Origin of the sequence: Cobetia sp. MMG027 (genome assembly GCF_027947415.1) — a bacterium.
In the GTDB taxonomy this organism is placed as follows: domain Bacteria; phylum Pseudomonadota; class Gammaproteobacteria; order Pseudomonadales; family Halomonadaceae; genus Cobetia; species Cobetia marina.
This window is the reverse complement of the sequence record NZ_JAQJIO010000015.1, coordinates 31,938-58,918: the sequence shown is the minus strand read 5'-3', so window position 1 is coordinate 58,918 and position 26,981 is coordinate 31,938. Positions and strand designations below refer to the sequence as shown.

The window sequence follows — 26,981 nt, the reverse complement described above, 5'->3', positions numbered from 1 at the left end:
CACTGATGATGCACCCGTGGTCGTCTCGGAAATTCCAGATCGTGCGGTCGGGAATGGTGGGGATGTCTCTATTCCGGCAGGTGAAGCATTTGCGGACACGGATGCTTCGGATGAGCTGACTTACTCGGCAACAGGCTTGCCCGACGGCTTGGTTATAGACCCGTCAACTGGCCAGATTACAGGTCAGCTGGCCCTTGATGCCTCACTGAATGCCCCTTATGCCATCACTGTCACGGCTGATGACGGTAATGGTGGGACTGTCAGTTATAGATTTACATTATCTGTCCCGAGTGAGCCTCTTGCACTGCCGAACTCCACCCAAGCCCCAAGCACCTTTGTGCCTGATAACCGCGTTACGGCTCCTTATGCCAATCAAGTACTGGACGCTGATGGACTTGGCACTGATGGGCTTGACGCTGATACAGATCAGGGGCAAGGAAGTGGCAATGACATTGGCAATCTGGATAACTTCCTTCGGGCGGGGGTTGATAATGGCCTGAACGATCTTGGCCAGTTTGGTTTGCCGGAAGCGATGACAGTTCGTTATCAGGGGACCCAGACAGATGGCTCTCCACTGCCGGGTACTCTGGCGGTGGATGGTAGTAGTGGCCAGCTCTCCGGGAAGCTGCCTCCGGGTATGGATCGTGCACGAATTACCGTGATCGGGGTCGATGAGTACGGCAATACGAAGACTCGCGAAGTGCTGGTTGATGCCGATGGCAATGTTTTGGAAGAGCGCGAGGATCAAGTGCTATATCGTCGTCTCGATGTCAGCATTGACTCTCAGGGTTCGGCGGAAATTGTGCATGAAGAGAATACCGGTAACGATATGCAGATCGACCGCATGAACTTGACCGGAACACAACTTTCGATCTTGGTGAATGATCCACGTGCAGCGGAAGTTTCTCGTTATGAAGGGTCGCTTGGAGATGGTTCCGTGTTGCCTGATGGATTGACCATTGACCCAGAGACTGGCGATATCACGGGAGATATTGCTGGACTTGAGCACTCTCTGAATGTCCGGATCGTGGCAGTTTCAGGCGATGGAACGGTGCGTATATTGTCCTTGGATATCGCCTTGCCTGCTGAAGTGGATACGGCGGGGGCACGCTGGCAGTCGCTGGACCAGCAGGCGGAAGACGCCTTGGCAGAAGTTGGCGATAATCGACAGGAAGAGAGTTTGGCTAATCGCCTTGCCCGCATGCTTAAATTGTCATGAAACACCGAAGATTAATGTGAACAATAAGCCAGATTTCAAAAATATGACTTCAGGAAAGGGACTCATGAGTCAAAAGCTACTCGCGGTATCACCTTTGGCAGCGCTGCTTCTCCTCAGTGGTTGTGCTGTGAACCCTAGCCCACTGACGATGGCGGAAATACAGCCGAAGGCAGCGGAAGACGTAAAGACGCTCAATGCCTCACAGAGTGAGGTGACCGGCCTTCTGACGCCAGAAATGGCAGTGGCTCGTGCGCTGCTCTATAACCGTGACCGTCATGTGAAGACGATGCAGACAGCGTTGCGTAGTCAACAGTTGGATGCTGCCAACTATGACATGCTGCCATCACTGACGGCTCGAGCAGGCTATACGACTCGCAGTGAATATGAAGCAACGCAGAGCGTACCATTCGTGGATGGTGAGCCGGGGGAGCCCACCAATGACAATAGTTATAGCGTGTCTCAGGAGCGAAACCGCAAGACTTATGGCATAGATTTCACTTGGAGCATTCTGGATTTCGGACTCTCCTATGTGCGTGCCAACCAAAGTGCCGATCAGTATCTTATTTCCGTCGAGGAAGAACGCAAGGCAGTTCAGAATCTTGCTCAGGAAGTACGCACTGCTTACTGGAAATCAGTCTCTGCGGACCGCTTGCTCAGCAAGGTTGATCCGCTCATGGTACGGGTCAATGAGGCGCTGGAGCATAGTCGTGCGATTTCTCGTCAGCGTCTTTCCAGTCCTCTCGACAGTTATTCCTATGAACGCAGTCTGCTGGATGTGAAGCGTAGTCTGGACAGCCTGCGTAACGAGTTGATCGGGGCGCGAGAGAAGCTGGCCAGCCTGATGGGGCTACCGCCGACCACGTCGCTGGAGCTACCGCAATACGATACGGCGCAGCTCAAGGCACCCAAAGCCAAGCTGGACGTGGCGACCATGGAGCAGACAGCACTGCTGATGCGTCCGGAAGTACTGACCACGCATTACCGTGAGCGTATTGCACGTGATGAAGTCCGCGCATCCTTGCTCAAGATGTTCCCGGACCTGAGCTTCTCGGCGAGTTATTCCTACGATGACAACCAGTACTTGCTGTTCCAGGACTGGACTAGCGCAGGTGCCGCAGTCAGTTATGACCTTCTCAATGTCTTCCAGGCCAGTGCCAACAAGGAAGCTGCCGAGACAAGCGTCGAGATTACTCGTCAGGAACGCCTGGCCGCATCGCTTGCCGTCCTGACTCAGGTACATCTGGCGCAGTTAAAGTACATGGCCGCTAACCGTGATCTCGGGACGGCTCAGAATTATCTGCAAGTCTCACGGAACATTTCAGACCTGGTTACCCAGCAATCGCGCTCTGGCAGCATTGGCGAGCTGACTGCCATCAAGGAACAGCTCAACTCTCTGATTGCAGAGCTACGTCGTGATCTTGCCTACGCACAGATCCAGAATGCCTATGCGCGTGTTTACCAGAGCATTGGCCTTGATCCGTATCCGAAACTTGAAGGCAAGGCTGAGCCGGCGCAGCTTGCGAGTGCGCTGGTGCAGCGTCGTCAGGACTGGGATGACGGCCAGATCGGTGTCGTGGTAGAGCCGATTGCTGAGCAGTCTCCGGTACTGTCGCAAGGGGACAACGGAGGGGCACCGTCCTTCAGCTTTGATGCAAATACCTTTGCCGTCGCCGGCCCTGTGCATTACAGCTTCTCTACCCCTGCTGGGGAAGGGCTTCCGCAATGGCTGACATTCTCGCAGGCTACGCGTACTTTCACTGCTGCACCGGACGCACCTGCTACGCCGCTGACCATCACGGTCAAGGCCGAGAATGACAAGGGTGTCTATGCACTGGATCGCTTCGTTCTTGCGCCGGGTGATAGTTTTACTGAGGCCTAGGTTTCAGGAGCGCGCAACTCATTGAGTGGGCGCCGTCTATTGTGGGCGGCGCTCCTTTTGTTTTGTCTGCCAGGAAAGGTGACCTCAAGCATGAAAACTCGCGATATGCGACACCGCTGCCCGCAGTCCTTGCGTAGCCTTGTGGTGCTGTCCTGCGCCACTCTTTTGATGTCGACGGTACAAGCGGCCAAGGCTGCGGATGAGGCGCAGGCGGCATTGGAACCTCAACGGGCTGTGATCGAGGCGACCGATAGAGCGACCATCAGCAGTGAAGTGAGTGGGCGTATCGAATCGATGGCGTTTCGTGAAGGGGATGCTTTCACGAAGGGGCAAGTACTGATCAAGATGGATTGTGGTCAGTATGCCGCTGAGCGTGATCGAGTGGGGGCTAGGCTTGCCAGTGCCCGTCGCAAGCTGGAGAACAATCGGCGACTTCTGGAGTTGCGCTCAGTCGGTCAGTTGGAGGTGGACCTTTCACGTTTGGCCGTCAATGAAAGTGATGCCGAATATCGGATCGCGCGGACCAATGTGAACCGCTGCGCCATCAAGGCACCTTATGACGGGCGAGTGGTTGAGCGCAAAGCAAGCGTGGGGCAAAGTGTTCAAGCTCAGGCTGAACTTCTGGCGATCGTGGGGAAGAAGCTCGAAGCGAGAGTCATCGTGCCCGCGGACTGGCTTGCTTGGTTAGAACCGGGGCGCCAGGCGCAATTGGCCATCGAGGAGACTCGCGAGAACGTAGCTGCCAAGGTAACGCGAATTGGGGCCAGTGTGGATCCTGTGAGTCATACCATTCCCATCTGGGCTGAGATCGATGTCACGGCATCCTTGCGTCCAGGCATGACTGCCTCGGCAATTTTCACGCCTCCCATTGATCTCGCGCAGGAGCGGTAATGCAATGCATTGGTCAGCAAGAGAGAGTGTGAAGTGAGTGAGCCGAATCAGTTCGATACCCCGCGATTGTCTGCCCTGTTCGATGTTGAGCACCGTATCCGTCGAGCCGAGACGCTCAAGGCGCTTCGCTACGTCGCAGTCAATGAATCTCGGCAGGTGGTGGATTATCAGCAGGCAGTCATTGTAGAGCGATCAGGTGTCAAAGGCTGGCGTGTGACGGCGTTAGCCAATGTGCCGTCAGTCGATCGCAATAGCCTATATGTCCAGTGGGTTGAGCATGTCATGGCCCACCAGCTCTCCAAGAGTGCTGAGCCGTATGTGCTCGACAGCCACGCAATGGATGATTGGGCGAAGGATACCTGGCCAGAGGTATGCCCAGGCCAGGTATTGCTGGTGCCTCTGGATACACGGGAAGGCACAGCTTCGTGGTTGCTGCTGGCTCGTGAAGAGCCCTGGACTGTAGGAGCGATGAACCTGGCTGCTCATCTTGGCGAGGTGGCCGGGCATGCCGCACATGCCTTCGTGGAAGTGCGCAAGCGAGGACGATTGCGTCACTGGTTCACTTCATCACGCTTCTGGTGGGGCTCCCTTTTACTGATCCTTCTGATCCTGTGCTTGCCTGTTCGTCTATCTGCGTTAGCGCCGGCCGAATTGGTCGCGAGAGCGCCTTTGGTCGTGTCAGCACCGATGGATGGTGTCGTGGACCGGGTCCTGGTTGAGCCTAATTCTCATGTCGAGGCAGGTCAGCCGTTGGTCAAGCTGCAGGATATTGAGGCCAAGGCCAGATTCAAGGTGGCTGATCAGGCTCTCAATGTTGCGCAGGCTCGCTTTGAGCAGGCGCGACAGGAAGCCTTTCGCGATGCCAAGTCACGTGCCAGCATGGCCGCACTTAGTGCTGAGCGTGATCTGAGGCAGGTGCAACGCAGCTATGCCGAGACTCAGCTTGGGCAAGTGGTATTAAAGGCCGACGAGGCTGGATTGGCCATCTTTGATGATCCCAACGATTGGGCCGGGCGACCGGTGCGCACGGGGGAGCGCATCATGCAACTGGCCGACCCTGACGAACGTAAAGTGAGTATCGAGCTGCCGGTCGAAGATGCCTTGGTGCTCTTCGAGGGCGCCCCCGTCACACTGTTTCTCGATTCGCGCCCACTGTCGCCAATAGAAGGGCAGGTAGAGCGTGTCAGCTACAAACCTGTGCTCAATGGGCGTGACCAGCTTGTCTATCACGTCTCTGCAGCCCTCGATGAGTCCCCGGATTTCTTGAGAATCGGCCTGCGCGGAACCGCGCGTGTCAGTGGTGAGCGCGTTCCTCTGGCTTATTATCTGTTCCGCCGGCCTCTGGCTGGACTGCGCCAGGCCCTGGGAGTATAGGAGATGCATACCGGAGAGATTCCGCCAAGCCATCTGCTCCCCGAGCAACCACCAGCCGCAGAGCATCCTTTGCCAGAGCTGCGAGCAGACCTCCGCTTGAATCGCAGTGCACCGGATACCGATGGCGCTCCCATGTGGACGCTGTTTGATCCTCTCCGGGGGGGGTACTTTCACCTCCATCTTGGAGGGTTGCGCCTTATCAGGTTGTGGCGACATTGTTCTACGCAGGAGGAGTTGGCGGCTCGTGCGCGTGCCGAAGGTGCTGTCGTTGAGCTGAGTGATGTGGAAGGGTTGGTGCGATTCGTCGAAGCCAATCATCTAGTGGTGGCCAAGACAGCACAGGACTATCAACGGCTGAGTGATGCCGATGCAGGTCGCAAGTCCACGGGTGTCAACTGGCTATTGCATCACTACTTGTTCTTCCGGGTGCCGCTAGTGAGGCCTGATCGTTATCTGGAAGGCCTGTTGCCTGCTGCTCGGCGATTGGTCAGCCGGCCAGCACGCATCCTTCTTCTTTGTCTCGCTTTGATTGGCGGATATTTCGTCGTGAGGCAGTGGTCTGACTTCGTTGGCACGCTGCTGAGATTCCTGTCATGGGAAGGGGTCCTCTGGTATGCACTGGCGCTGATGATCGTCAAGTCCGCGCATGAATTGGGGCATGCCCTGGTAGCCAAGCACTATGGTTGTCGAGTCCCTACCATGGGGGTCGCGTTTCTCGTCATGTTTCCCATGCTCTATACCGATGCCACGGATACCTGGCGCCTGGAGAACGACCGTGACCGTCTGAGAGTTGCCATGGCAGGTGTCATGACAGAGCTCTCCATCGCGGTGTTGGCGACGGTCTGTTGGGGGTTTCTGCCGGAAGGGCCTTTGCGCCAGGCAGCCTTCTTCCTGGCGACTACCAGTTGGATGACGTCACTATTGGTCAACCTGAGCCCATTCATGCGCTTTGATGGTTACCATGCGCTGAGTGACTTGTGGGGGATACGCAATCTTCAGCCACGCGCTTTTGCCATCACTCGATGGTGGTTGCGTGAAAGGTTGTTCGGCTTTGGCGAGTCGCCCCCTGAAGCCTTTACCCGGCGTCGCAGGCACTTGTTGGTGCTGTATTCCATTGGTACCTGGGTCTATCGTTTCTTTCTCTTTCTCGGTATCGCGTTGCTGGTCTATCACTTTGCTTTCAAGGTGCTGGGTATCCTGCTGTTCGTGGTCGAGATCTATTGGTTCATCCTGCGCCCTATCATGAATGAGATACGCGAAGTGAGTAGCCGTCGCATCCCGTGGAATACCCGAACCGTAGTGACCTGTATAGCAGGTTGCCTGGTGCTCGGGCTGTTGTTCATTCCTTGGCAGGGGAGGGTCACGTTGCCTGCCGTGCTTGAGGCTGATGCACATGTTGCGCTCTTTCCGCCTGAGCCGGCCAGACTCAAACAGCAGTACGTCCTTCAGGATGAAAGTGTCCGGGCTGGACAGGTACTCTACGAACTGGAGCAGCCAGAAATCGAGATGAATCTGGCACAATCGAGGCGTCAATTGCAGGCGGTCAAGGCGCGTCTGGCGCGTCGTGCTGGTTCTGCGGAAGATCTGGCACAGCAAGGAGTATTGCGTAACCGGCTCGCTGAGCTTGAGGCGCAGATCAGTGGTCTGGAGTCACGTGCGCACTCACTGGTGATGCGTGCACCGATAGCAGGGCGTATCGATATGCCCGAAGCGCTCCACGAGGGCCAGTGGTTGGATCCGAGACAGCAATTGGCCGATCTGGTAAGTCAGCGCTCCCGAAGGGTCCACGCCTTTGTGCGTGAGCAGGACCTGGAGCGCGTGATACCCGGTAGCGAAGCGCTATTCATTCCAGATGATGGCAGTCACGACACCGTAGCACTGCATGTGCGCAGCATTGATAATATCGGGACCGAGCGTCTGGCCTATCCCGGGCTTGCCAGTCGCTATGGTGGCCCGCTTCCAGTGGAAGAGCGCCGGCGCGGGCAGAATTCGGGTAGCCTAAATCTTGAAGACGGAATCTATCGAGTCACAATGGTGCCAGATCACGATGCGCCAGTGCGCGACTGGCAAGTTTACGGGAAGGTATCAGTGGAAGGCCCTGCTGAAAGTCTGGCCGGCGCGATATTTCGGCATGCGGCTAGCGTGCTGATACGTGAAAGTGGGTTCTGAGCCTCGCGCGGCGCTGTCATGATGCATCATGAGTACACGCGTTCTGCCATTCATCAGCCAATACCTTCATCAGCTCTCCCGCTGGCATCGCTCTGGCCAGCGGGGCGCCCTGGCCCGCCCACTGTGCCCCGAAACCGGTGTCGCCCTGCGATCTGGCGGCGGCGTTGAGCGCCTTGCCGGCGGCGTAGGTGAGGGGGTAGTCCGGTGGTGTGGGGCATGATGGGTCTTCCATCAGGCGGGCAAACCGATTGGCGAGAATGCGTGCGGGGCGGCCCGAGACGATCGAGGTCATGCGGGTGTCATGCGCTGCCGGTCCTGCGAGTGCGTCTCGATAGGCGGCATCGGCGCTGGATTCCGGGCAGGCGATGAAGGCGGTTCCGAGTTGGGCTGCCACGGCGCCATTCGCGAGAGCGGCGGCAATGGCCTCACCATTCATGATGCCTCCCGCGGCAATGATCGGCAGGTGCGTGGCGTCTACCAGCTGCCTGGTCAGGACGGCAGTGCTCAGCTGGGTATCCGAGGCTTTAGGATCGAACATGCCGCGATGACCTCCCGCTTCGAACCCCTGCGCCACGATGGCGTCCAGGCCGGCGCGCTCGATGGCGCGGGCTTCCTCCAGGTGGGTCGCCGTCGCCATGAGCCAGATGCCTGCCTCCTTCAAGGCGCGGATGAAATCGCGTGAGGGTAGGCCGAAGTGAAAGCTGACGACGGGTGGGCGAGTCTCCAGCAACATCGCCTGCATGTCGGGGTCATCGGCGACGCTGGTATAGAGCGTGTCGAGTCTGGCGGGGGGCGTTGCCTCGAAGGCCTGGAAGTGCGGCGTCAGCCACTCCCGCCAGGCGCTCTCGCGAGCAGCGTCATGTGTCGGGGCCGGGTGCACGAAGACATTGACGTTGAAGGGCCTGTCGGTCAGCGCTTGCAGTTCTATGATCATCCTGCGGGCGCCGTCGGCATCCGTGGCACCGACGCCGATCGAGCCCAGCCCGCCTGCCTTCGAGACCTCGGCTGCCAGACGAGGCGTCGAGACGCCTGCCATCGGGGCCTGAATGATCGGCCACTGCATTCCCATCCTCTTCAGCATTTTCGTTCTCCCCAGCATTTTCGTTCTCCCCAGCATCGTTCTCTCCGGCTTTGCGCTCTCTCCAGTATTGCTCCATCCAGCATTGCGCTGTGCTCTGCATGCACACTCTGCCTGTGCACTCTGCCTGTGCACTTCGCTTGTGCACGCTGCGTGGCGTGATCAGGCGGAGTGGCGTGATCAGGCGGAGTGGCTCGGGTGCCTCAGGCTCATGCTACGCCGCACGCAACGCCGTGTGCCACTTATGCCTTGCGCCCTCACCATTGCATTTCCTCGGGTCATCCCAACGTCTTGTTTACTGTTTATTCGAATGAGTGAATGCATTGCTCATCCTTCACCGCAACTCAACGGAAAAGGAAAGCGCCCCCATGTCCAAGTCCCATTCTTCGGCCCATAGCGTCTCCGAGATCATCACCGAATCCCTGCTCGAGGCAGGTGCCAAGCGTTGTTACGGCATCGTCGGCGATACCATCAACCATTTCACCGACGCCATCCGGCGCTCCGAGATGGAGTGGGTGCATGTGCGGCATGAGGAGGTGGCCGGCTTCGCGGCAGGGGGCGAGTCCTTCATCAGCGGGGAGCTGACCTGCTGCGCCGGCACCTGTGGCCCGGGGAGCACCCACTTTCTCAATGGTCTGATCGAATCGCATCGCAATGGCGCACCGGTGGTGTTCATCGCCTCGCAGATCGATACCGCCGAGATGGGCGTGGGCTTCCCGCAGGATGTGGACCAGAAGGCGCTTTATTCCCAGTACAGCGTGTTCTGTGAATACCTGACCAATCCCGAGAATGCTCGCCGCATGGTGGCCATCGCGGCGCAGAAGGCGCTGGCGGAAGGTGGGGTCGCGGTGCTGATCGTCCCGGGGGATCTTTTCCCACAGAAGCCGAAGGCCTCGCTGCCCTGGCGTGCCCACCGCTTCTCGCCGGTGATCCGTCCGAGTGAGCAGGAGCTGGCCGCCGTCGCCGAGGCGCTCAATCAGCCGGGCAAGGTGTCGATCTACGCCGGGGTCGGCTGTCAGGATGCGCAGGAAGAAGTGCTGGCATTGGCACGTCGCCTCAAGGCGCCGGTGGCTTGGACGTCGCGTGCCAAGGACTTCATCGAGCCCAACAACGAGCAGGAAGTCGGCATGACCGGCGTGTTCGGCCTGCAGGGCGGCTACGAGGCCGTCGCGGAATGTGACACCTTGCTGCTGCTGGGCTGCAGCTTTGCCTGGTCCCAGTTCTATCCGGACAAGGCCACCGTGATCCAGGTGGATCTCGACCCCGGCAAGATCGGTATCCGTCATCCGGTGGATCTTGGTGTCGTCGGTAGCGTCAAGGATACCTGCGACGCGCTGCTGACCCGCGTGGACCCGCGTGATGACAGTGGCTGGCTGGACAGCTGCCGCAAGAAATATCTCGAGGCACGCGACGAGGCCGCCGTCACCTCCGATGATGAGCATCTGATTCACCCGCAGGAACTGACCCTGGCGCTGGACCGCCATGCCAGTGAGGACGCCGTCTTCACCGCTGATGGCGGCAGCCCCATGGTGTGGTGCCTGCGTCATATCCGCGCCAACGGCAAGCGTCGCACGCTGCCAAGTCTGATGCATGGCACCATGGCCAATGCCTACCCTCAGGGCATCGGCATCCAGAAGGCCTATCCTGAACGTCAGGTGATCGCCATGTGCGGTGATGGTGGTCTGTCGATGCTGATGGGGGACCTGCTGACCCTCAAGCAGGAGAAGATCCCGCTCAAGATCGTCATCTTCAACAACAGCACGCTGGGCTTCGTGGAGCTGGAGCAGAAGGTCGAGGGCATCCTGGATACCTACACCGAACTCGAGAACCCCGACTTCTCGCTGGTCGCCCAGTCCATGGGGCTGTGGGGACGGCGTGTCGAGGAGAAACACGAGCTGGATGAGGCAGTGCAGAGCCTGCTGGCCCAGGACGGCCCCGGGGTGCTCGAGGTCAAGGTCAACCGCATGGAGCTGGTGATGCCGCCGCACATCGAAGCCGGGCAGGTCGCTTCCACCGCGCTCTACTCCGCCAAGGCGGTGCTCAATGGGCGCATGGATGACGTGGTCGATCTGGTGCGCAACAACTTCACCGGTCGGTGAGTACGACTTGAGAGGTTGTGACCCACTCATGCCTTCACTCAAGAAGGCATGAGTGAAGGCGCAGACCAGAAGGCGCAGACCAGAAGGCGTAGACGACAAGGCCCCGATCCAGAGGATCGGGGCCTTGTCGTTGGCACGGCAGGTGACTGAGGAGAGCTGCAGCACGATCGGCCTTGTCTGCGGGAGCAGAGGTCAGCTCGCGGTCAGGATCACTTCCATACCTGTGAGGCGAAACCGCGCCAGTAGTCGTCCATGTCGCGATAGCTGGTCATGTCATACAGGCTGAACTTGCGATTGAGGCGGGCGCCACCATCACGCGTCAGCGGATTCCACGCCAGGCCGACATTGTCGCGGGTGGAGTGCATGAAGAAGGCATCCAGCGGCAGCACGATGTAGAGGCCCTTGTCGAAGCTACCCTCACCGAAGTCATCACCGGCATCGGTGAAGGTGGCCCAGGCACCCATGCGTGCGCCATTGGCAAAGCCGCGCGAGACATCCAGCGTCACGCCGACATCTTCTGCCAGATAGCGGCCGATACTGGCCTTGGCCAGCACATCCTCGTAGCCGGTATCCCAGTAGACGCTGGCATGGCCGGTGGTGGTGGAGTAGTCGCGCAACCCGAACTGCTGGTCGAATTCACGCTGCTTGACCCAGTTTACATCGACCCCGTAGGCCAGTGGAGAGCCCAGCGGACGATAGAGCACCTCGGCGCCGACACCGGCATACATCATCTCCAGGATGCCGCCATAGGCCATGCCGTACCAGTCACGCCCGAACTGGTGGGTGCGGGTGTACTGCAGGTTGTCGATACCGACGTCGGTCTCTTCGATATAGCGCCCGATATAGGAGCGTACCCTCGGCAGCTTGGAGTCCGAGATGTAATCGAACTTGTCGAAGTTGTCGAACAGGGTCAGCTGCGCCGAGCCGGAGAGCCAGCCGTGGCGATCGGTACGCCAGGCGGCGGAGCCGCGCAGATAGGCTTGATAGAGATAGCCATCCGGGCCGCCGATGTTCTGGTTGAGGCCCGGGGAGAAGCCGGCGCTCCAGCGATCATCGGGATTCTCGAGCAGTACCTTCTCACCCGGGTAGCGCGCGGCACCTTGTGCCTCGTCACCGTCGGGTTCGGTGGCGGCCAGCGCATAGACGCCATGGGTATAGCGCAGCTGCTGGCGGGCGTCGTGGCCGGCGTTGACGATATCGGCACGCTGGTGGACATCTTCGCGGGTATCCAGGCCGCCGGAGCGCAGGCGGTAATGGAAGCTCTCGAAATAGTCATCCAGGCGGTTGTGCAATACGCGGTTGGCACGGCCTTCGGCCTGTGCGGTCGAGCGGAAACGCGTACTCTCGCCGCTGACGATCAGCGCCGTGCCTTCGCGGGACAGGCTATCGACACGAATGCCGGATTGCGCCTGGATCTCGCGGGACAGCTCAGGCCAGCTGACCTGGTTGCGTGAGGGGGCTTCTGCCTGCAAGGCCTCCGGCGGGCGGTCCAGCTTGGCCTGGGAGAGCCCGGCGAGATCCACCCCGAAGTTGACGCCCAGCATCGCGGTATTGCCCCGCTCCCAACCGGCCTTGAGGGTCAGGTTGTCGGTCACGCTCAGGCGAGCGCCCAGATTGATCGGGCTGTCCTGCGCTTGATCGTTGTCCTGTGGCTCGCTTTGATAGTCGTTGCCATCCAGCTCCACCATCATTACCAGCGGGTCCCACGGGGTCTGCCATTCCACGCCGCCGAACACGCCCATGTCGCCCTTGAACAGGCTGTTGAGGGAGAACTCGCCACCCTGGTCACCGCCGGTCTCGCCGCGACCGGGACGGTCGTTGTAGCTGTCGCGTATCCAGCCGATGGGGTTGGAGAGATCCCCGCGAGAGCCCAGATACCCCCAGCCCAGTCCCAGCGTGAAGTCCAGGTCATACCAGCGCTTGCTGGCGACCAGATATTCACTGCCGAACAGGCTGGTACCGCCCATGTCGCGCAGACCGACCGCGAGCTGCGGCAGATAGCGGCTCTCTTCCCACAGGCGGATCTTGGCATCGACCCCCTTGTCCAGATAATCGCGGTCACCGGCGATGGATTCGCCATACAGGCGGTTGGTGACCTCGGTATAGCGAAAGCCCACTTCCAGCCAATCAAGCGGCTGCAAGCTGACGTTATAGCGCTGATACGGTTCGACCTGGCTGTAGGAGAAGTGGATGCTGCCCGGCTTCTGCATGCGCGCGGTCGGTGTCTGCATCAGCCCGACGCCGCCGAAATCCGATTGGCCATGCCCCAGGCCGCTCAGGCGGCTCTCGACGGGCTGCGGGCCATCCAGCACGCCGGCGTGGCTCACGGGGGCCAGCATCACGCCCGCGCTGAGCAGCGCCAGCCTGCGGATGATGCGCGGCAGCGGTGCCAGACGCGGCCGGGCCTGCATGGCGGGAGAAGAGGGGAAATGATGCATGCTGTCTGCTGCCATCCTTTGCTTGCCTGAGCGCGAAGCGTGCGGCGGGTTCATGGACGCCTCGCTCATGGGGTCTCACTCTCGACGGATGCGGGCGCCGACGCGTCGGCGGGGGCGTTGTCGGCCGCCACCTTCGCCTCAGCCGTGCCTTCTGGCGCTTTCGCTTCTGCTGTCTCAGGAGAGTCGTCCAGCTCACGCAGCGACAGCAGGTACTCCGGCACCTGGGGCTGGCCAGTGATGGCATCCAGGCTGCGGCACGCCTTGCCCGGCCATTGCAGGCTCAACCATTCCGGCAGACTGCGATTGACCCAGGCCGCCGAGGGCGAGAGGCGCGGCAGATGGATCACGACACGATCCCCCGGCGCCAGCGTGTAGGGTTGCTCGTTCCAGGCGCTGATGCCGCGCTCGATCACTCGGCCGCTGAGCGTGATGACACTGGCGCTTTCGGCGCTGGTCCGTGCACCCGGCAGGCCGGCAATGGCCTCGCGCAGGGTCAGCTCTGGCCGCCAGTCAAGCTGACGAACGCCCACGGCGCTCCACAGCTGCAGGCGTGTCTCGGGCTGGCATTGCCCGATCCAGTCATGCGTGCTGAGCGGGATATCCAGGCGCGGGAAACGCCACAGCGCGATGGGATCGATACGCCCCACCTGACGGCCGCCGATCGGCGTGCGCTTGACGATCTGCATCCAATGCTTGAGCCCCGCGGCGGGCAATCGCTCATCGAACACCGCCTGTGAACTCAGTTGACGCAATTCGAAGAACAGCCGACGCCCCAGCTGGCGGGAGTGCTCACGTGCCTGCCGGGTCGCCACGAAGGTGTGCGGCCATTCAATGCCGTGCTCACCCCTCAGTTCGTCGAGGTGACGTGACAGTGCCTCGCTGATGGTCAGCGTGGTGGGTGGCTGAGCGCGGTCAGTCGCGGCTTCAGCGGCAAACGCTGGCGCAGGCGTCAGAAAGCCGCTCGACGCGGCCAGCAGAGAGCCGAGCAGTGCGGCGGACAGGACGGCCTTCAGACGTGTTGGCAGATAAGGTTTCACGACACCTCGACGAACAGGAGAATGGCCGTCGGCTCCCCCGCGAGGGGCGACGTGATCAAGGCGCTGACGCCGGTGGCTGTCATGCCATGTACCGTCTTGCCAGGTACTTTCATACCGGGTACCACGCTTACCACCAGGCACGTGCCACCTCCCAGCGCCAATGGGGTGAGTCAGGCCAGGCCTGAACCTCTGCAGCCCAGATTCTGGGGAAGGCATCCGGTGCCATGGCGGGGGCCACCGCGTAGTGATTGATGCTCAATGAGCCGTCGCTCCAGTGAATGCTCTCCTCACAGCGGGCGACGCGTTGCTCGCCAAGCGGGAAGGGCTGCACGCTCGGCGCGGCACACGACCAGTCGGCACGGCCCTGGGCATAGCCCTCGGTGCCATCGGCGCGTTGCCAGCGCGTGCGTACGTGGTAGCCGGGAGCCGGCTCGCCAGCGGCCAACGCGGACATCAGCGTGGTCAGGCGAGTCTCGCGATGCATGTCCAGAAGGTCGCTGTCGAAGCCGGCAGTGCCGGTCAGCCAGCCGTTCTCCAGGCGAACGAAGGCGTGGTCCGCGGTTTCAAAACGGGCCAGTTCTGTCGGAGGCGACGAGGGAGTCGTCACTGTTCCGGCAGAAGTGGCGGAAGATGACGAGGCTGCCGGTGAAGACAGCTCGTGGTCTGCTTGTGTCGGACTCGCGTCCGTGGCGCTGGGGGGGCGGGAACTGACGGTCTCAAGTGACGCCAGTACCACCATGCCGGTGTTGCCGTCGTAGCGCAGACGCAGCGACGCGTAGGGCAGGGCGCTCGCTCGTTCGGCATCGAATTGATCGCTGCCGAACACGGCGCTCGCCGTCTGACCCAGCTGCCCCTGCTCAAGCGCGGAACAGCCGCCAAGCAGCAGTGCGCCGGACACGAGCAAAGGGGCCGCCAGGCGACCCCCCATGCTGATGGATGTCGAGATCATGATGATCAGAAAGTACCTGTCGTGCCGGTGGTGCCTGTCGTCCCGGTAGAACCGGTGGTGCCGGTCGTGCCCGTGGTACCTGTCGTGCCGGTGGTGCCAGTGGTACCGGTGGTACCTGTCGTGCCGTCACCATCGCCCGGCTCGCCGCCTTCATCCGGGTTACTGCCATCGTCGGGATCGGTGGTGCCAGTCGAGCCGTCGCCATCACCCGGATCGGTGGTGCCAGTGGAGCCGTCGCCATCGCCCGGATCGGTGGTGCCAGTGGAGCCGTCGCCGTCACCTGGGTCGGTCGTGCCGGTCGAGCCATCGCCATCGCCCGGATCGGTGGTGCCGGTCGAGCCATCGCCGTCACCCGGATCGGTGGTGCCAGTGGAGCCATCGCCGTCACCCGGATCGGTGGTGCCAGTGGAGCCGTCGCCATCGCCCGGATCGGTGGTGCCAGTGGAGCCGTCGCCATCACCTGGATCGGTGGTGCCAGTGGAGCCGTCGCCATCGCCCGGATCGGTGCCGCCGTCGCCGCCATCACCCGGATCAGTACCGTCACCACCATCACCCGGATCAGTGCCGCCATCGCCGCCGTCACCCGGATCAGTGCCGCCGTCGCCACCATCACCCGGATCAGTGCCGATATCGCCGCCAGTGCTACCACCACTACTGCCATCGCCACCAGATGCGACAGTCGCCGCGACGCCCACTGCCGCTGCGAGGCCAGCGGCAACGGCGGCGATGCTGCCGGCTGCCATGCCACCGGCTGCGCCGGCACCTGCGGCAGTGCCACCACCGCTGCTACTGCCCGTACTTGTGGAAGAGCCGGTGGATGTCGTGCCCGTCTGCGCTGGCGCTTCACTTTCCGCGCGCGCGATCCCGGCAGCGAGAGGGGATAGTGCCAATCCCGCGATGACCAATGTTGTAGCAGTACGTTTCATGAGAGGGCCTTATCTCCTGCAGAGTACATCTGCACATCTGGTTGTGATCGTGATGTCCTGTCGATTGGTTTCCAATTGGCACCAATCGACAGGTCATTCACATTTTTATGACAAGACTTGAACAGAGTTGGAACAATGCGCCCAGCATGCGATTGAAAGAAGCAAGCGTACACTCAAGCCATGACATTCTCATCAATGACAGGTGAAATCAGTTGAAGCATGGCGCATCTAGTGATAATGCGAGCCATCTTAGCGTATTCCCATTCTTTAGAGAATCTCAATTCACCCGCTGGCAGAGATATGGGAGCCAATGTGACGTCTTCACCTACCGAAATCATATGGGGCCTTAAATCTTTCAGGGGACTGAGCTTACTAAATCCGGTGAGTGAAAGTCATTATAAGAAAGTGCTTAATTAATTTCTTGGGAATGGTTTGTCTAATGCTTGTCGGGGCTTGTTGTGGTCCAGAATGTATATTTGCGTATCTCTGTGTAACGGCGCGGAGGCATGTGAGTACTACTGCGTCGCATATGACAGACGCACGGTGGGTCTTGTCAACTGTGAACGGTACAGTGGAAAGTGGGTAAAATGATAGAAAATTGTTTTTATATCAATATCTTATGAGATGCATGGTGCCAGATTCTCACTCCTGGACCTGAATGAAATGTGAAAAACTGGTAGATGAATTGCGTGATTTTACAGTATGATGCGCACCTAATTTGTCACCGTGGTGTTGCGAAAAGGCGACAGGGTTGGCAAGGGTGCGAACCAGATTGATAGGAAATCAAGCACCACAGAGGTTGTCGTGTGCTCCTCTGGCAAGTGACACATTCTCCTACCGCTACTGCTGGCAATCTTCTTTCTTGTCAATCACGCCTGCATCTGACTCGCTGGTGACGTGCTTTTTTGCGTAAAGAAGTTCTTGTACTGCCAATGTCATAGTTGAGTCACTCAAACGCTATAGCGTCAAGACACAAAGCAACTTCATGAGCTCGACATGCCTGCGTGTGATGGATGAATCCTCACGCCTCAAGGCGATGCTCACTATGTGCTTTCTGTCTTGAGGTGATGCTTTGTGTCTCGCCTGATGAAATCAAGAGAAGGAGTCAAGGCCATCCAGCATTGAACTCGAGAACTTCGTTTCAAGGCGCCACATTGCATTGCTGCTTTCCCTATGACTTCTCGTAACGCCCTTTCCAGGGTGGGGAAACGTTCGTCTTAAAATTCTTGAATTGTTTCCATCGTGGAAGCAATTCTGTCGCGTCATCAGCAGCCTCTGCTGGTGGGCGTGTCCGGGCCTTGGGGTAAGCGCCGTCATATACCTCAGGGCGGTAGCGTGCCTGAACGCTGAAGGGCTCAGAGGTGCACCACCTCGGTTCCTGGGCAGCGAACCAGCGTCTCTTCCTGACGATCCATCGTCTTTCATCGCTTCAGCACTCATGGCGGATGTGCCTTGCCAAGGCGCGCCGGGTGAGCTGCTTATTTCATCTTGCAGGTTTCGGGGGTTTTACATGATCAAGGTCACCATGTTTGGCAAGGGCTGTGCGCTGAAGCCGCGCCCCCGCCTGGCAATGACCACCGCGCTGTTGATTGCCATGTTGTCTACCACCGGCTGTGCCTTTGCCCCTGGTGGCAACATGGATTATCAAGCGGAAACGGCTCCCCTGGATGATGCGCTCGAGGTCCGGCCCATCACCTTTGGCATGGTAGATGCCCTGAAGGACAGTCACGGGAAGGCCCAGCGTGACAATGAGAAGCTGGAACAGCAGCTGGCCGATTACGATTACCGTATCGGCCGAGGGGATGTGCTCAACATCATCGTCTATGACCACCCCGAACTGACCATCCCGGCTGGCTCCGAGCGCAGCGCCATCGAATCCGGCAACAGCGTTCACAGTGACGGCACCATCTTTTATCCCTATATCGGGCGCGTGAAAGCGGCGGGGCTCACCGTCAAGGAATTGCGGGCGGTCATCGAGCGTCGCCTGTCCGGCTATATCGCCTCCCCGCAGATCGATGTGCAGGTGGCGGCATTCAAGTCCCAGAAGGTCTATGTCACCGGGCAGGTGGAAACCCCCGGCATTCTGCCGATCACCAATGTGCCGCTGACCATCCTCGACGCCGTCAATCAGGCAGGCGGCCTGTCGCCGCTGGCCAACTGGCACGACGTGGTACTGACACGTGATGACAGTGATGAGCACTTCTCGCTGTATGACCTGCTGCAGAACGGCGCGCTGAGCAACAACCGTCTGCTGCGCGACGGCGATGTGCTGCACATCCCGGATGTGGGCAATCAGAAGGTCTACGTGATGGGCGAGGTGCAATTGCCGGGCAGTCTGGCGATGGGCAATTCGCGTATCTCGCTGACGGATGCGATCGCACAGTCTGGCGGTATCAATGAAGGTCAGGCAGATGCCAAGGGCATCTTCGTCGTGCGGCGCGCGGACACCAGCACTGGCAAGCTGGCGACGGTCTACCAGCTGGATGCGCGTGATTCGGCGGCCTTCGTGATCGGTGCGGAATTCATGCTGCAGCCCTCGGATGTGGTCTACGTCACGGCTGCGCCGCTCAGTCGCTGGAACCGTGTCGTCAACCAGCTGATGCCGACACTGACCGCCGTCTATCAGGTGACGCGTTCCGCCAGTGATTTCGATGACCTGCGCAGTGATGATTGATCCGCGTCATCCTCCCGTCTCCCTCTTCATTACCCACTACCACTGGTTCTCACGAGAGCCGCAGCACTCGAAGGGTGTTTCATGAATCAGACCCCGCAACATACGGCCACTGGGGCGATATCAGCGCCTGCCACTCGCGACAACGATGACGATGCGATTGATCTGGGGCGCCTGTTCGGCATCCTGCTCGATCACAAGCAATGGATCATCGCGATCACTGGCCTGTTTGCCGTCATCGGGGTGGTCTACGCGCTATTGGCGACGCCCATCTATAAGGTGGATGCCCTGATCCAGATCGATGATGCCCCTTCGACCAATCCATTGGCTGACGTCAATTCGATTCTGGGCAAGGAGCCGCCGTCCCAGTCCGAGATCGAGATCATCCGCTCGCGGATGGTACTCGGCCGCGCGGTGGACCTGCTCAACCTGGATGTCACCGTCACGCCGAAGCGACTGCCGCTGCTGGGAGATTTCCTTGTGCGCCGCGGGATGGAGCGCCCGGATTTCGCCCAGGGTTGGGCAAGTACCTGGGCAGGGGAGAGCATCAGCGTCAGTGAGATGCCTGTCGATGAGGCCATGCTGGGTGACACCATTACCCTGCGTGTCGTTGATGATGCGCATTACGAGTTGATCCAGGATGGTGAGTTGCTGGGCAAGGGGCGCATCAATCAGCTGGACAGCTTTGCCGATGGTCAGCTGAATCTGCGTGTCACTGCCTTGAATGCCGCCACAGGCGCGGAATTTGAGCTGACCCACATCAGCCGCATGCAGGCGATCGAAGATCTACGTAAATCATTCTCCGTCTCGGAGCAGGGCAAGGAAACCGGCATTCTCTCCTGGTCGATGACGGGTGAGCAGCCGCGTGAACTTCAGCGCACGCTGAATACCATCGCGGATATCTACTATTCACAGAATGTTCAGCGTCAGAGTGAAGAGGCGCGCAACAGCCTCGAGTTTCTCGATAATCAGGTACCCAAGGTGCGTGCCCAGCTCGATGAGGCGGAATCGCGCCTGAATGCGTTCAGGACGTCACGTGACAGTGTTGATCTCTCACTGGAGACCCAGTCCGTGCTGGAGCGCATCGTGAATCTGGAGGCCCAGGTCAATCAGCTGGAACTGACCGAAGCCGAGATCGCCAAGCGTTATACGCCTAGCCACCCCACCTACGCGGCACTGCTCGAGAAGAAGTCTCAGCTCAAGCGCGAGATGGACAAGCTGAATGCTCAGGTGAAGGACCTCCCGGAAACCCAGCAGGAAGTGTTGCGCCTGACACGTAGCGTGGAAGTGACCCAGGCCATCTACGTGCAGCTGCTGAATAAAGTGCAGGAAATGGAGATCGCCAAGGCCAGTACGGTGGGCAATGTCCGTATTCTGGATGATGCCGGTATCTTGCCGCAGCCCGTCAAGCCGAAGAAGGCCATGATCGTGGTCATCATGACACTGCTGGGTGGCATGCTGTCCGTCGGTGTCATTCTGCTGCGTGCGGCGTTCCGGCGTGGGGTGGAATCACCGGACCAGCTGGAAGCGCTGGGTCTGCCGATGTATGCCACCATCCCGCTCTCGGATGAGCAGGGCAAGCTGAGCCGCAAGGTGAAGCGCGCGACAGACAAGCACTCGCGCAAGATTCCCAACGGACTGCTGGCCGAACGCAATCCTGCGGATCTCGCGATCGAGGCCTTGCGTGGCCTGCGCACCAGCCTGCACTTCGCCATGCTGGAATCCTCATCCAACACCCTGATGATCACCGGCCCCAGCCCGGGGATAGGCAAGAGTTTCATTGCCGCCAACCTGGCGGCTGTCTGTGCCCAAGCTGGGCAACGCGTGCTGGTAGTGGATGCCGACATGCGCAAGGGCCACATGCACTCCATCTTCGATGAGCGCTCCGAGTGTGGTTTGAGTGACTACCTGGCAGGCAAGAAGTCGCTGGAAGACGTCATTCGCCCTGTTTCCGCACTAGAAACACTTTCCTACGTCGCGCGTGGCATTGCGCCGCCCAATCCCTCGGAACTGCTGATGAGTGCACGTTTCCAGGACTTCCTGACCGCGGTCAGCGAGCGCTATGACCTGGTCATCATTGATTCTCCGCCCATCCTTGCCGTCACCGATGCCGCCGTCATCGGCAAGCATGTGGGCACGACTCTGCTGGTCTCTCGCTTCGAGGTGAACGCGCCCAAGGAAGTGGAAGTTTCTCTCAAGCGCCTGGCAGCTTCTGGGATTGTCGTGAAGGGCGGAATCCTCAACGCGATGGAGCGCAAGGCCGCCGGCGCCTATGGCGAGAATTATGGCTATTACAACTACAGCTATAAATGATCCCGCTGTATTCCGTCATCAGTCATATTGAATTCGAAGGGAACCAGACATGAAAGACATGAGCTCTACCATGGAGCATCAACGGCGCTATTCACGTCACTACGAGCGCTTGCTTGCCAGCAAGCGCCTGCAGACATTCTTTGGCGTGCTGCTGGTTGTCGTACTGCCTGCCATGTACCGTTGGGGATTCGATTTCTGGAATACCTCCACCTTGGCACAATGGAATGCGATTCTGGGCACCGCCGCCGCCTTCACCTTGTCCTTGACGCTGATCAACCGTCTTTGCCAACTGCCGGGGACACGCTCCTTCACGTATGTCATTCCGACAGTTGCGGCTTCCTATACCTTGCTCATCATCATCTGCGGTGTGCTGGAAATCGAGGTGTCACGTCTGCAGGTCGGGATTTCCTTCGTGCTGGCCATCGTCTTCGGTGGGGCCTTCTACTATGTCGACAGCAAGCTGACCACCAAGCGCATGGCAGTGGTGCCCTTCGGGAAAGCCCCTTCCTTGTGTGATCACCACAGCAAATCAGTGTACTGGTACGCGATGAAGGAACCGACACTGGTCGGATTCAAGCGTATCGATGCCGTGGTTGCGGACCTGCGGGCAGATCTTCCCGAAGAATGGCAGCGTTTCCTCGCTGACTGCACGATTCACCGTATTCCGGTGTATCACGCTACCCAGGCCCATGAAATGATTACCGGCAAGGTACTGTTGGACCACCTCTATGCCAACGAATTCGGCTCCCTGACACCGCGTGAAGACTATGAAGTCATCAAACGCGGCATGGATATCCTCGCGGCCTTGATCCTGATTCCGCTGTTGGCCCCTGTCATGTTGCTGACGGCACTTGCCATCCGTCTGGATAGCCCGGGCAAGGCACTGTTCTGTCAGCCTCGTATGGGCTTCCATTGCCGCCCGTTTACGGTCTACAAATTTCGTAGCATGTATACCGACATGAAAGGCACTGGCTTTACCCAGGAAGGCAATGATCCACGTATCACGCGCGTGGGGCGATTCATTCGCAAGTGTCGCTTGGATGAGCTTCCGCAATTGTTCAATGTCTTGAAAGGCGACATGAGCATGATCGGCCCGCGTCCTGAATCCATGAGCCTGACGGAGTGGTATGAGAAGGATGTGCCGTTCTTCCACTATCGTCATGTAGTACGTCCTGGCATTACCGGTTGGGCACAGGTAGAGCAGGGCTATGCCGCAGAGGTAGAGGGGATGATTGAAAAATTGGAGTATGATTTTTATTACATAAAGAATTTTTCTTTTTGGTTAGATATATTGGTCCTAGTTAGGACTATAAAAACAGTTATATTTGGTGCGGGCGCAAGATAAAATAGAGAGATCTTTATATGTTTAAATTTTTGATCAAAAGTTATGTAAGGCTTTTTGGCCGAAATGTAGTTCTTTGCTTTCACTCGGTTAGTGATAAAGGGCTAAGCAAAAATTCATTCATAAAACTAATTGAGCTACTTGAAGAAGTCGGGTATAGATTCCCAGACCCCAATAAATCTTTATTCTCTGAAAACGGCAAAAGTGCTATTATTACATTTGATGATGGGTATAGAGATAATCTTGAAATAACAAATAGTTTTTTGTGTAAAAAAAATATTAAGCCTATAATTTTTGTCATCACAAAGTTTTTAGAAGGTAGTATTAAAGATAATGCAAAGTATGGTATAAAAAATATTAACCATATGACAATAGAAGAAGCTGAAGCTAGTAAGAAGATAGTTCATTTTGGTTTTCATACACATAGCCATGATGATATTGCTAAACAGGATGTTGAAAATATCTACACTAGTTTCAGTAATGGAATGGGTGGTTATGAGAAGCTGTTAAATAAAAATCAAGCAAGGTATTTTGCATATCCATTTGGGCACCTTCCTAAAGAACAGCAGGAATTTAACAAATTACTTGAAGAGTTTAAATTTGATAGAGCCTTTACTACTCGATGGGGTGCTATAAACAAATCTAAATATAGAGTTAACCGGGTTGTGATCGGTGATAATGATAGTCCCACAAAAGCCCTATTAAAGATATCAGGGCTGCTAGATGCTTACGCTTTAATAAAGTGGAGATCATAAAATGTCCATTATTAAATTACTGAACCAAGTTTTTCCTGGCTGGGGGGGTGAAGATTTCTTTAATTGGAAGTACGACAATCCTTTCGGAGAATCAATTATATTAGTTGAGAATGATGCTAGGTTTGATCATCCAGTAGCCGTTCGAATGTTTATGGCCTGGCAAATGCAAGATTCAAAAAATTATAAATATAATTGTTTTCAAGCTACTGACTCAGCGACGCATCCATCAGCGAGGGGGCAAGGATTATTCTCTAAACTTACTTTAGAGGCGTTGAAAAAATCGTCAAAGACAGGGTTTGTCTTTAATTTTCCTAATAAAAACTCAGTAAATATTTACTTAAAATTAGGATGGGCTTTAGAAGAGAGTAAAAAAGCATTATATTTGCCGCTGTATAACCGAAGAAGTAATATAGGATCATCTATATTATGCGATAATGTTAGTAATATATTAGCCACAAATTGGAAAGAGGATAAAATGGCATGGAGAATGCAATACTTAAATGTGCACAAGTTTGTAAGTAAGAAAGGCGCTGAATTTTTATTTAGAAAGAAGGCGATTAGTTATATAAAATTGGCGGATGTAGTTTATACTGAGGAAATAATAGATCATAGTGATATAGAAGAATTTATAAATTATTTAAAACGGGAAGGTTATATTTTTATCAGGTATATAGGGTTTAACACCAAATTTGAAGAAATACTGTGCAAGGGCTATAGACTTACATTCAGATATGGGGCAGATATTAATTCTGTCTCTTACAATAAACCACAAGGATATAAATTGAGACTCGAAATGATAGATGCTGATTATATAAATTAAGTTTATTATAGCTAATCATACAAGATAAATATTTTAAACCAGGGTAATAAAGCATATGGCTGTTGGTGTTTATCTTTTAATTGTATTATCTCTTATGCAAGACATACTTCCCATCCCTGGTATTAATTTAATCGACGAAATTCTGGTATTTATAGCTATATGCTACTTACTTTCACATGAGATAAACTTAAAAAACGGATTTAAGGTAAGTTATTTAGCTTTATCTTTCTTTTTAATCATTTTTTCTCAAATAATAACATACTTAGTATCACCATTTTCTAACAGTTTTGCTTTAGGTATTATACAATCACTGATCCACATCAAAGTATTCTTGTTTATCTATCTATCCTACAAAGTGTCCAAGTTTCTGTCAACGAAGTTTATCATCTATATAACTCGAACTTGCATAATTTTAGTTATAGTCGGTTTTATCCTAAATTTAATGCTTGGCGAATCTTGGCATTTAATTACTAATACTGCTATAAAATATAGAGAAGGGGTACTAAGGCCTGTTGGCATATTTGAGAATACTGCAAATTTAGGATATTTTTTCTCTATAATGATTTCAGTTATATATCTAACAACAGATACATTTACAAAAATGAATTATAAGTCATATGGGTTGTTGTTTTTAGTTGTGATATCTAGTGCAATACTTATGAAAATTATAACAGTAAGAAAACTCCTTTTGGGATTAATTCCAGTGCTAGTAGTTTTTCATAATAATAATCCTCTGAAGAATAAGATATTATTATCAGCTTTTTTCTTACTAGCTTGTACTTTTACCATATTATTTTTGTCAAATATAGATTCATATATTTATACAGAAACATTAGAAAATTTAAGCAAATTTTCCTCTAACGATCATCATTATATAAGAGGATTGATGTTTTATAATGGGGTATCTTTGTTCTTAGAGTATTTTCCATTTGGGACCGGTGCCGGAACATATGGCACTATAATTAGCACATTGAATACACTTGAAGTTTATAATCATGTTGGATTGGATTTAGGATGGTTAGTCAATGATACAGGCAAATATGTAGGTATATTCGATAATGGTATAGGAGCTTTCCTAGGCGAGAATGGGTTAATCGGATTAATTGTCTTAATTAATTTCATAATTATATTCTATAAAAAGGTATTAAATTCGGTTTCTGATTTAAAGCTATATATATTGTTCTTTGTGATTATATGTTCTTTTATAGGTCCAGCATGGCAAGATGGTGTTTATTCGTCTATAGTCTGTATTTTTTACATATATATATTAGCTAAGCTCCGCGTATAAAATCTAATATCGTTCAATGAGTTTACTGTAAAGTATCTTAGATACCACTTTGCCACGTGATATACGGATTATGGAAATAAATTACTAGATCGATAGCCTAGACGTGGCGCATTATCTTGTCTTTTAGTCGTTTATCCAGGCGATAGATGATATATACGTCAGTACAGCGGTAAAGTCTTCGAAGGTACAGATACCCATTTCGTTCTACTTAATCACTACAGTCAGGTAATCGTTTCCAGTTTTCGAAAATATTTTTCAACGTCACATTACACCTAGCTTTTCTCATGTTATTTTCCTAAAAGCTCAAGTAGCTTGTGTTTCAGCGTTAATAAGCATATTACGGCTTTAGTTACGTCGGCTAACAAGTTAAAGTAGTACATTTATGCTGCAAGTGTTAGGTAAGGTCTAACCGTGGCTAACCGTGGGGCAAAATATCTCATTACAAACTTATGTACTCTGGGCTGATGAGCTATTTTGCAATTTAGTAACACTTGAGCGCGTATACTATACGATAACTGTTATTGGCCTGCCCATTGAAAATGATCAAATAATGAACACTTAAGTAGAGCCTTCATTGCTTGATGCTTAAGTCCCCTGAAAGACTGAATATGATCTTATATATCTTGGACAGATGCAGGCTCTGAGTGCAACACTCACTATTGAATTGAGGGTGGGTTTCATTGTGCTTTGCTATCAGTTAATTCACCACCTCGATAGGACACTTGAAATCGAAGCGTTTTGAGGTCGCAGTTTCAGCTCGAAGGCAATGGCATCCAGCTCTTCCTGACTGGTCAGTGACAGGTCCGTTCCCTTGGGGAGGTACTGGCGAATTCGACCATTGATATTCTCGTAGCTGCCTCTATACCAAGGCTATGAGGATTACAGAAGTAGATGGTGACGCCAGTATATGCGTGATAGCGGCATGTTTGGCCATTTCTCGTCCTTGGTTATATGTCAGATTTTTCGTGCTACCAATGGCATTCTGTTCAGGACGGCACTAAAGTCCTCCACAGCAAAAGTCGCAGTAGCATCATGCATCTTTGCTAGTATCAAGTATCCGCTACTGACCTCTACATGAGTGCCAACCACTGAGGCATTTTCTTTGCGCTTGATCAGGTCGCCTTCCCAATGCCCCGGCACCTCGCGCTTGTCCACCTCAGGCGGATGCTGATCATGTCGGAGATCTGACCTCGCCGATCCGTCTCACCACGATGAGGCTTACGCGTACTTTTTCCGTGCCGCAGGCAGTGAGTGGTTGAGCTCTTTGCGTAATTGCCCAACCGGCAGTGCATAGATGGCGCTGTAAATTAACTCGTGACAGATGTAGGCATATTCAAGCTTGGGTAAGTTTATGTGTCGAAGCTTGTCGGCGATCTGTACTGGGGACAAGTAGTGGCGAAGAAGGTACTCGACAAGCCTGAACCGCTCACTACCGATGATGAGCTTTCGCTTGGGCCGGCAATAGCGCCGACGCTTGCTTGTGTTCAGCCCGGTAGTCGTTGCACGACTCACTATTTCGACGAATTTCGCGGCTGATAGTGGAGGTGGAGTGATTCATACATCGAGCTATGGCTCGAAGGCTAAAGCCTTGAGAGAGGTAAACCTGGATAGTGGCACGATCGGTAACACTGAGTTCTGAGTATGACATGAGCGCAACACCTTATAAGGAAACTCAGGTGTTGCTCTCAGAATCTGCGGACAATTAGTTATAATATTAACGGTATTACAAAGTC

Annotated in this window: 17 protein-coding genes and 1 pseudogene; 12 read left to right on the top strand and 6 right to left on the bottom strand. The window is 55.3% G+C overall.

Annotation, left to right across the window (positions count from 1 at the left end):
• The 5 genes from PJK54_RS17160 to PJK54_RS17140 all read left to right on the top strand — a co-directional run.
• The coding region (locus tag PJK54_RS17160; protein WP_271303459.1) for an Ig domain-containing protein at positions 1-1,219 on the top strand (1,219 nt) is incomplete at its 5' end.
• A 64-nt stretch (positions 1,220-1,283) separates the two neighbouring features.
• Positions 1,284-3,098 carry a TolC family protein gene (locus PJK54_RS17155; RefSeq protein WP_271303458.1) on the top strand — a complete coding sequence of 605 codons (1,815 nt, stop codon included), beginning with the start codon at positions 1,284-1,286 and terminating at the stop codon, positions 3,096-3,098.
• Positions 3,099-3,188: 90 nt separating this feature from the next.
• Positions 3,189-3,989, top strand: coding sequence for an efflux RND transporter periplasmic adaptor subunit (locus tag PJK54_RS17150; RefSeq protein ID WP_271303457.1), 801 nt, complete (start codon positions 3,189-3,191; stop codon positions 3,987-3,989).
• Between the two features lie 33 nt (positions 3,990-4,022).
• Positions 4,023-5,363, top strand: a complete 1,341-nt coding sequence (locus PJK54_RS17145; protein ID WP_271303456.1) for an efflux RND transporter periplasmic adaptor subunit — start codon at positions 4,023-4,025, stop codon at positions 5,361-5,363.
• Between the two features lie 3 nt (positions 5,364-5,366).
• Positions 5,367-7,532, top strand: a complete 2,166-nt coding sequence (locus PJK54_RS17140) for an HlyD family efflux transporter periplasmic adaptor subunit (protein WP_271303455.1) — start codon at positions 5,367-5,369, stop codon at positions 7,530-7,532.
• A gap of 16 nt (positions 7,533-7,548) precedes the next feature.
• On the opposite strand, the gene PJK54_RS17135 is transcribed toward PJK54_RS17140, so the two are convergent.
• Positions 7,549-8,613, bottom strand: a complete 1,065-nt coding sequence (locus PJK54_RS17135) for an NAD(P)H-dependent flavin oxidoreductase (protein WP_271303454.1) — start codon at positions 8,611-8,613, stop codon at positions 7,549-7,551.
• A gap of 365 nt (positions 8,614-8,978) precedes the next feature.
• Here PJK54_RS17135 and PJK54_RS17130 point away from each other — a divergent pair, with 365 nt between their 5' ends.
• Complete coding sequence (locus PJK54_RS17130) at positions 8,979-10,709, top strand: thiamine pyrophosphate-dependent enzyme (protein ID WP_084208315.1); 1,731 nt, start codon at positions 8,979-8,981, stop codon at positions 10,707-10,709.
• A 209-nt stretch (positions 10,710-10,918) separates the two neighbouring features.
• On the opposite strand, the gene PJK54_RS17125 is transcribed toward PJK54_RS17130, so the two are convergent.
• The 4 genes from PJK54_RS17125 to PJK54_RS17110 all read right to left on the bottom strand — a co-directional run bounded on the left by PJK54_RS17125 (position 10,919) and on the right by PJK54_RS17110 (position 16,059).
• A complete protein-coding gene (locus PJK54_RS17125; protein ID WP_271303453.1) occupies positions 10,919-13,147 on the bottom strand; it encodes a YjbH domain-containing protein in 2,229 nt (742 codons plus the stop codon).
• 65 nt (positions 13,148-13,212) lie between these two features.
• A complete protein-coding gene (locus PJK54_RS17120; protein WP_271303452.1) occupies positions 13,213-14,184 on the bottom strand; it encodes a capsule biosynthesis GfcC family protein in 972 nt (323 codons plus the stop codon).
• Between the two features lie 127 nt (positions 14,185-14,311).
• Positions 14,312-15,133, bottom strand: a complete 822-nt coding sequence (locus PJK54_RS17115; protein ID WP_271303451.1) for a hypothetical protein — start codon at positions 15,131-15,133, stop codon at positions 14,312-14,314.
• 5 nt (positions 15,134-15,138) lie between these two features.
• A complete protein-coding gene (locus PJK54_RS17110) occupies positions 15,139-16,059 on the bottom strand; it encodes a hypothetical protein (RefSeq protein ID WP_271303450.1) in 921 nt (306 codons plus the stop codon).
• A gap of 1,510 nt (positions 16,060-17,569) precedes the next feature.
• Between PJK54_RS17110 and PJK54_RS17105 the strand changes: the two genes are divergently transcribed.
• The 6 genes from PJK54_RS17105 to PJK54_RS17080 all read left to right on the top strand — a co-directional run bounded on the left by PJK54_RS17105 (position 17,570) and on the right by PJK54_RS17080 (position 25,248).
• Entirely contained in the window at positions 17,570-18,733 is a 1,164-nt protein-coding gene (locus tag PJK54_RS17105; RefSeq protein ID WP_271303449.1) for a polysaccharide export protein, read from the top strand.
• Positions 18,734-18,814: 81 nt separating this feature from the next.
• The gene (locus PJK54_RS17100; protein WP_271303448.1) at positions 18,815-21,043 is read left to right on the top strand and encodes a polysaccharide biosynthesis tyrosine autokinase; all 2,229 of its coding nucleotides are present in this window, start codon (positions 18,815-18,817) and stop codon (positions 21,041-21,043) included.
• Between the two features lie 49 nt (positions 21,044-21,092).
• The gene (locus PJK54_RS17095; RefSeq protein WP_271303447.1) at positions 21,093-22,388 is read left to right on the top strand and encodes an exopolysaccharide biosynthesis polyprenyl glycosylphosphotransferase; all 1,296 of its coding nucleotides are present in this window, start codon (positions 21,093-21,095) and stop codon (positions 22,386-22,388) included.
• Between the two features lie 17 nt (positions 22,389-22,405).
• Positions 22,406-23,140, top strand: coding sequence for a polysaccharide deacetylase family protein (locus PJK54_RS17090; protein ID WP_271303446.1), 735 nt, complete (start codon positions 22,406-22,408; stop codon positions 23,138-23,140).
• A 1-nt stretch (position 23,141) separates the two neighbouring features.
• Positions 23,142-23,960, top strand: a complete 819-nt coding sequence (locus tag PJK54_RS17085; RefSeq protein ID WP_271303445.1) for a GNAT family N-acetyltransferase — start codon at positions 23,142-23,144, stop codon at positions 23,958-23,960.
• Between the two features lie 55 nt (positions 23,961-24,015).
• Positions 24,016-25,248: a hypothetical protein gene (locus PJK54_RS17080; protein WP_271303444.1), complete on the top strand. Its 1,233-nt coding sequence runs from the start codon at positions 24,016-24,018 to the stop codon at positions 25,246-25,248.
• A gap of 697 nt (positions 25,249-25,945) precedes the next feature.
• Here PJK54_RS17080 and PJK54_RS17075 read toward each other — a convergent pair.
• Positions 25,946-26,896: pseudogene (locus PJK54_RS17075) on the bottom strand (IS30 family transposase).
• Between the last annotated feature and the right edge of the window lie 85 nt (positions 26,897-26,981).

Excerpts from the sequence above, each read along its gene's own strand:
- PJK54_RS17155 (WP_271303458.1), top strand. The coding sequence starts at position 1,284 with ATGAGTCAAAAGCTACTCGCGGTATCACCTTTGGCAGCGCTGCTTCTC.
- PJK54_RS17150 (WP_271303457.1), top strand. The coding sequence starts at position 3,189 with ATGAAAACTCGCGATATGCGACACCGCTGCCCGCAGTCCTTGCGTAGC.
- PJK54_RS17140 (WP_271303455.1), top strand. The coding sequence starts at position 5,367 with ATGCATACCGGAGAGATTCCGCCAAGCCATCTGCTCCCCGAGCAACCA.
- PJK54_RS17135 (WP_271303454.1), bottom strand. The coding sequence starts at position 8,613 with ATGCTGAAGAGGATGGGAATGCAGTGGCCGATCATTCAGGCCCCGATG.
- PJK54_RS17130 (WP_084208315.1), top strand. The coding sequence starts at position 8,979 with ATGTCCAAGTCCCATTCTTCGGCCCATAGCGTCTCCGAGATCATCACC.
- PJK54_RS17125 (WP_271303453.1), bottom strand. The coding sequence starts at position 13,147 with ATGCATCATTTCCCCTCTTCTCCCGCCATGCAGGCCCGGCCGCGTCTG.
- PJK54_RS17115 (WP_271303451.1), bottom strand. The coding sequence starts at position 15,133 with ATGATCTCGACATCCATCAGCATGGGGGGTCGCCTGGCGGCCCCTTTG.
- PJK54_RS17110 (WP_271303450.1), bottom strand. The coding sequence starts at position 16,059 with ATGAAACGTACTGCTACAACATTGGTCATCGCGGGATTGGCACTATCC.
- PJK54_RS17105 (WP_271303449.1), top strand. The coding sequence starts at position 17,570 with ATGATCAAGGTCACCATGTTTGGCAAGGGCTGTGCGCTGAAGCCGCGC.
- PJK54_RS17100 (WP_271303448.1), top strand. The coding sequence starts at position 18,815 with ATGAATCAGACCCCGCAACATACGGCCACTGGGGCGATATCAGCGCCT.
- PJK54_RS17095 (WP_271303447.1), top strand. The coding sequence starts at position 21,093 with ATGAAAGACATGAGCTCTACCATGGAGCATCAACGGCGCTATTCACGT.
- PJK54_RS17090 (WP_271303446.1), top strand. The coding sequence starts at position 22,406 with ATGTTTAAATTTTTGATCAAAAGTTATGTAAGGCTTTTTGGCCGAAAT.
- PJK54_RS17085 (WP_271303445.1), top strand. The coding sequence starts at position 23,142 with ATGTCCATTATTAAATTACTGAACCAAGTTTTTCCTGGCTGGGGGGGT.
- PJK54_RS17080 (WP_271303444.1), top strand. The coding sequence starts at position 24,016 with ATGGCTGTTGGTGTTTATCTTTTAATTGTATTATCTCTTATGCAAGAC.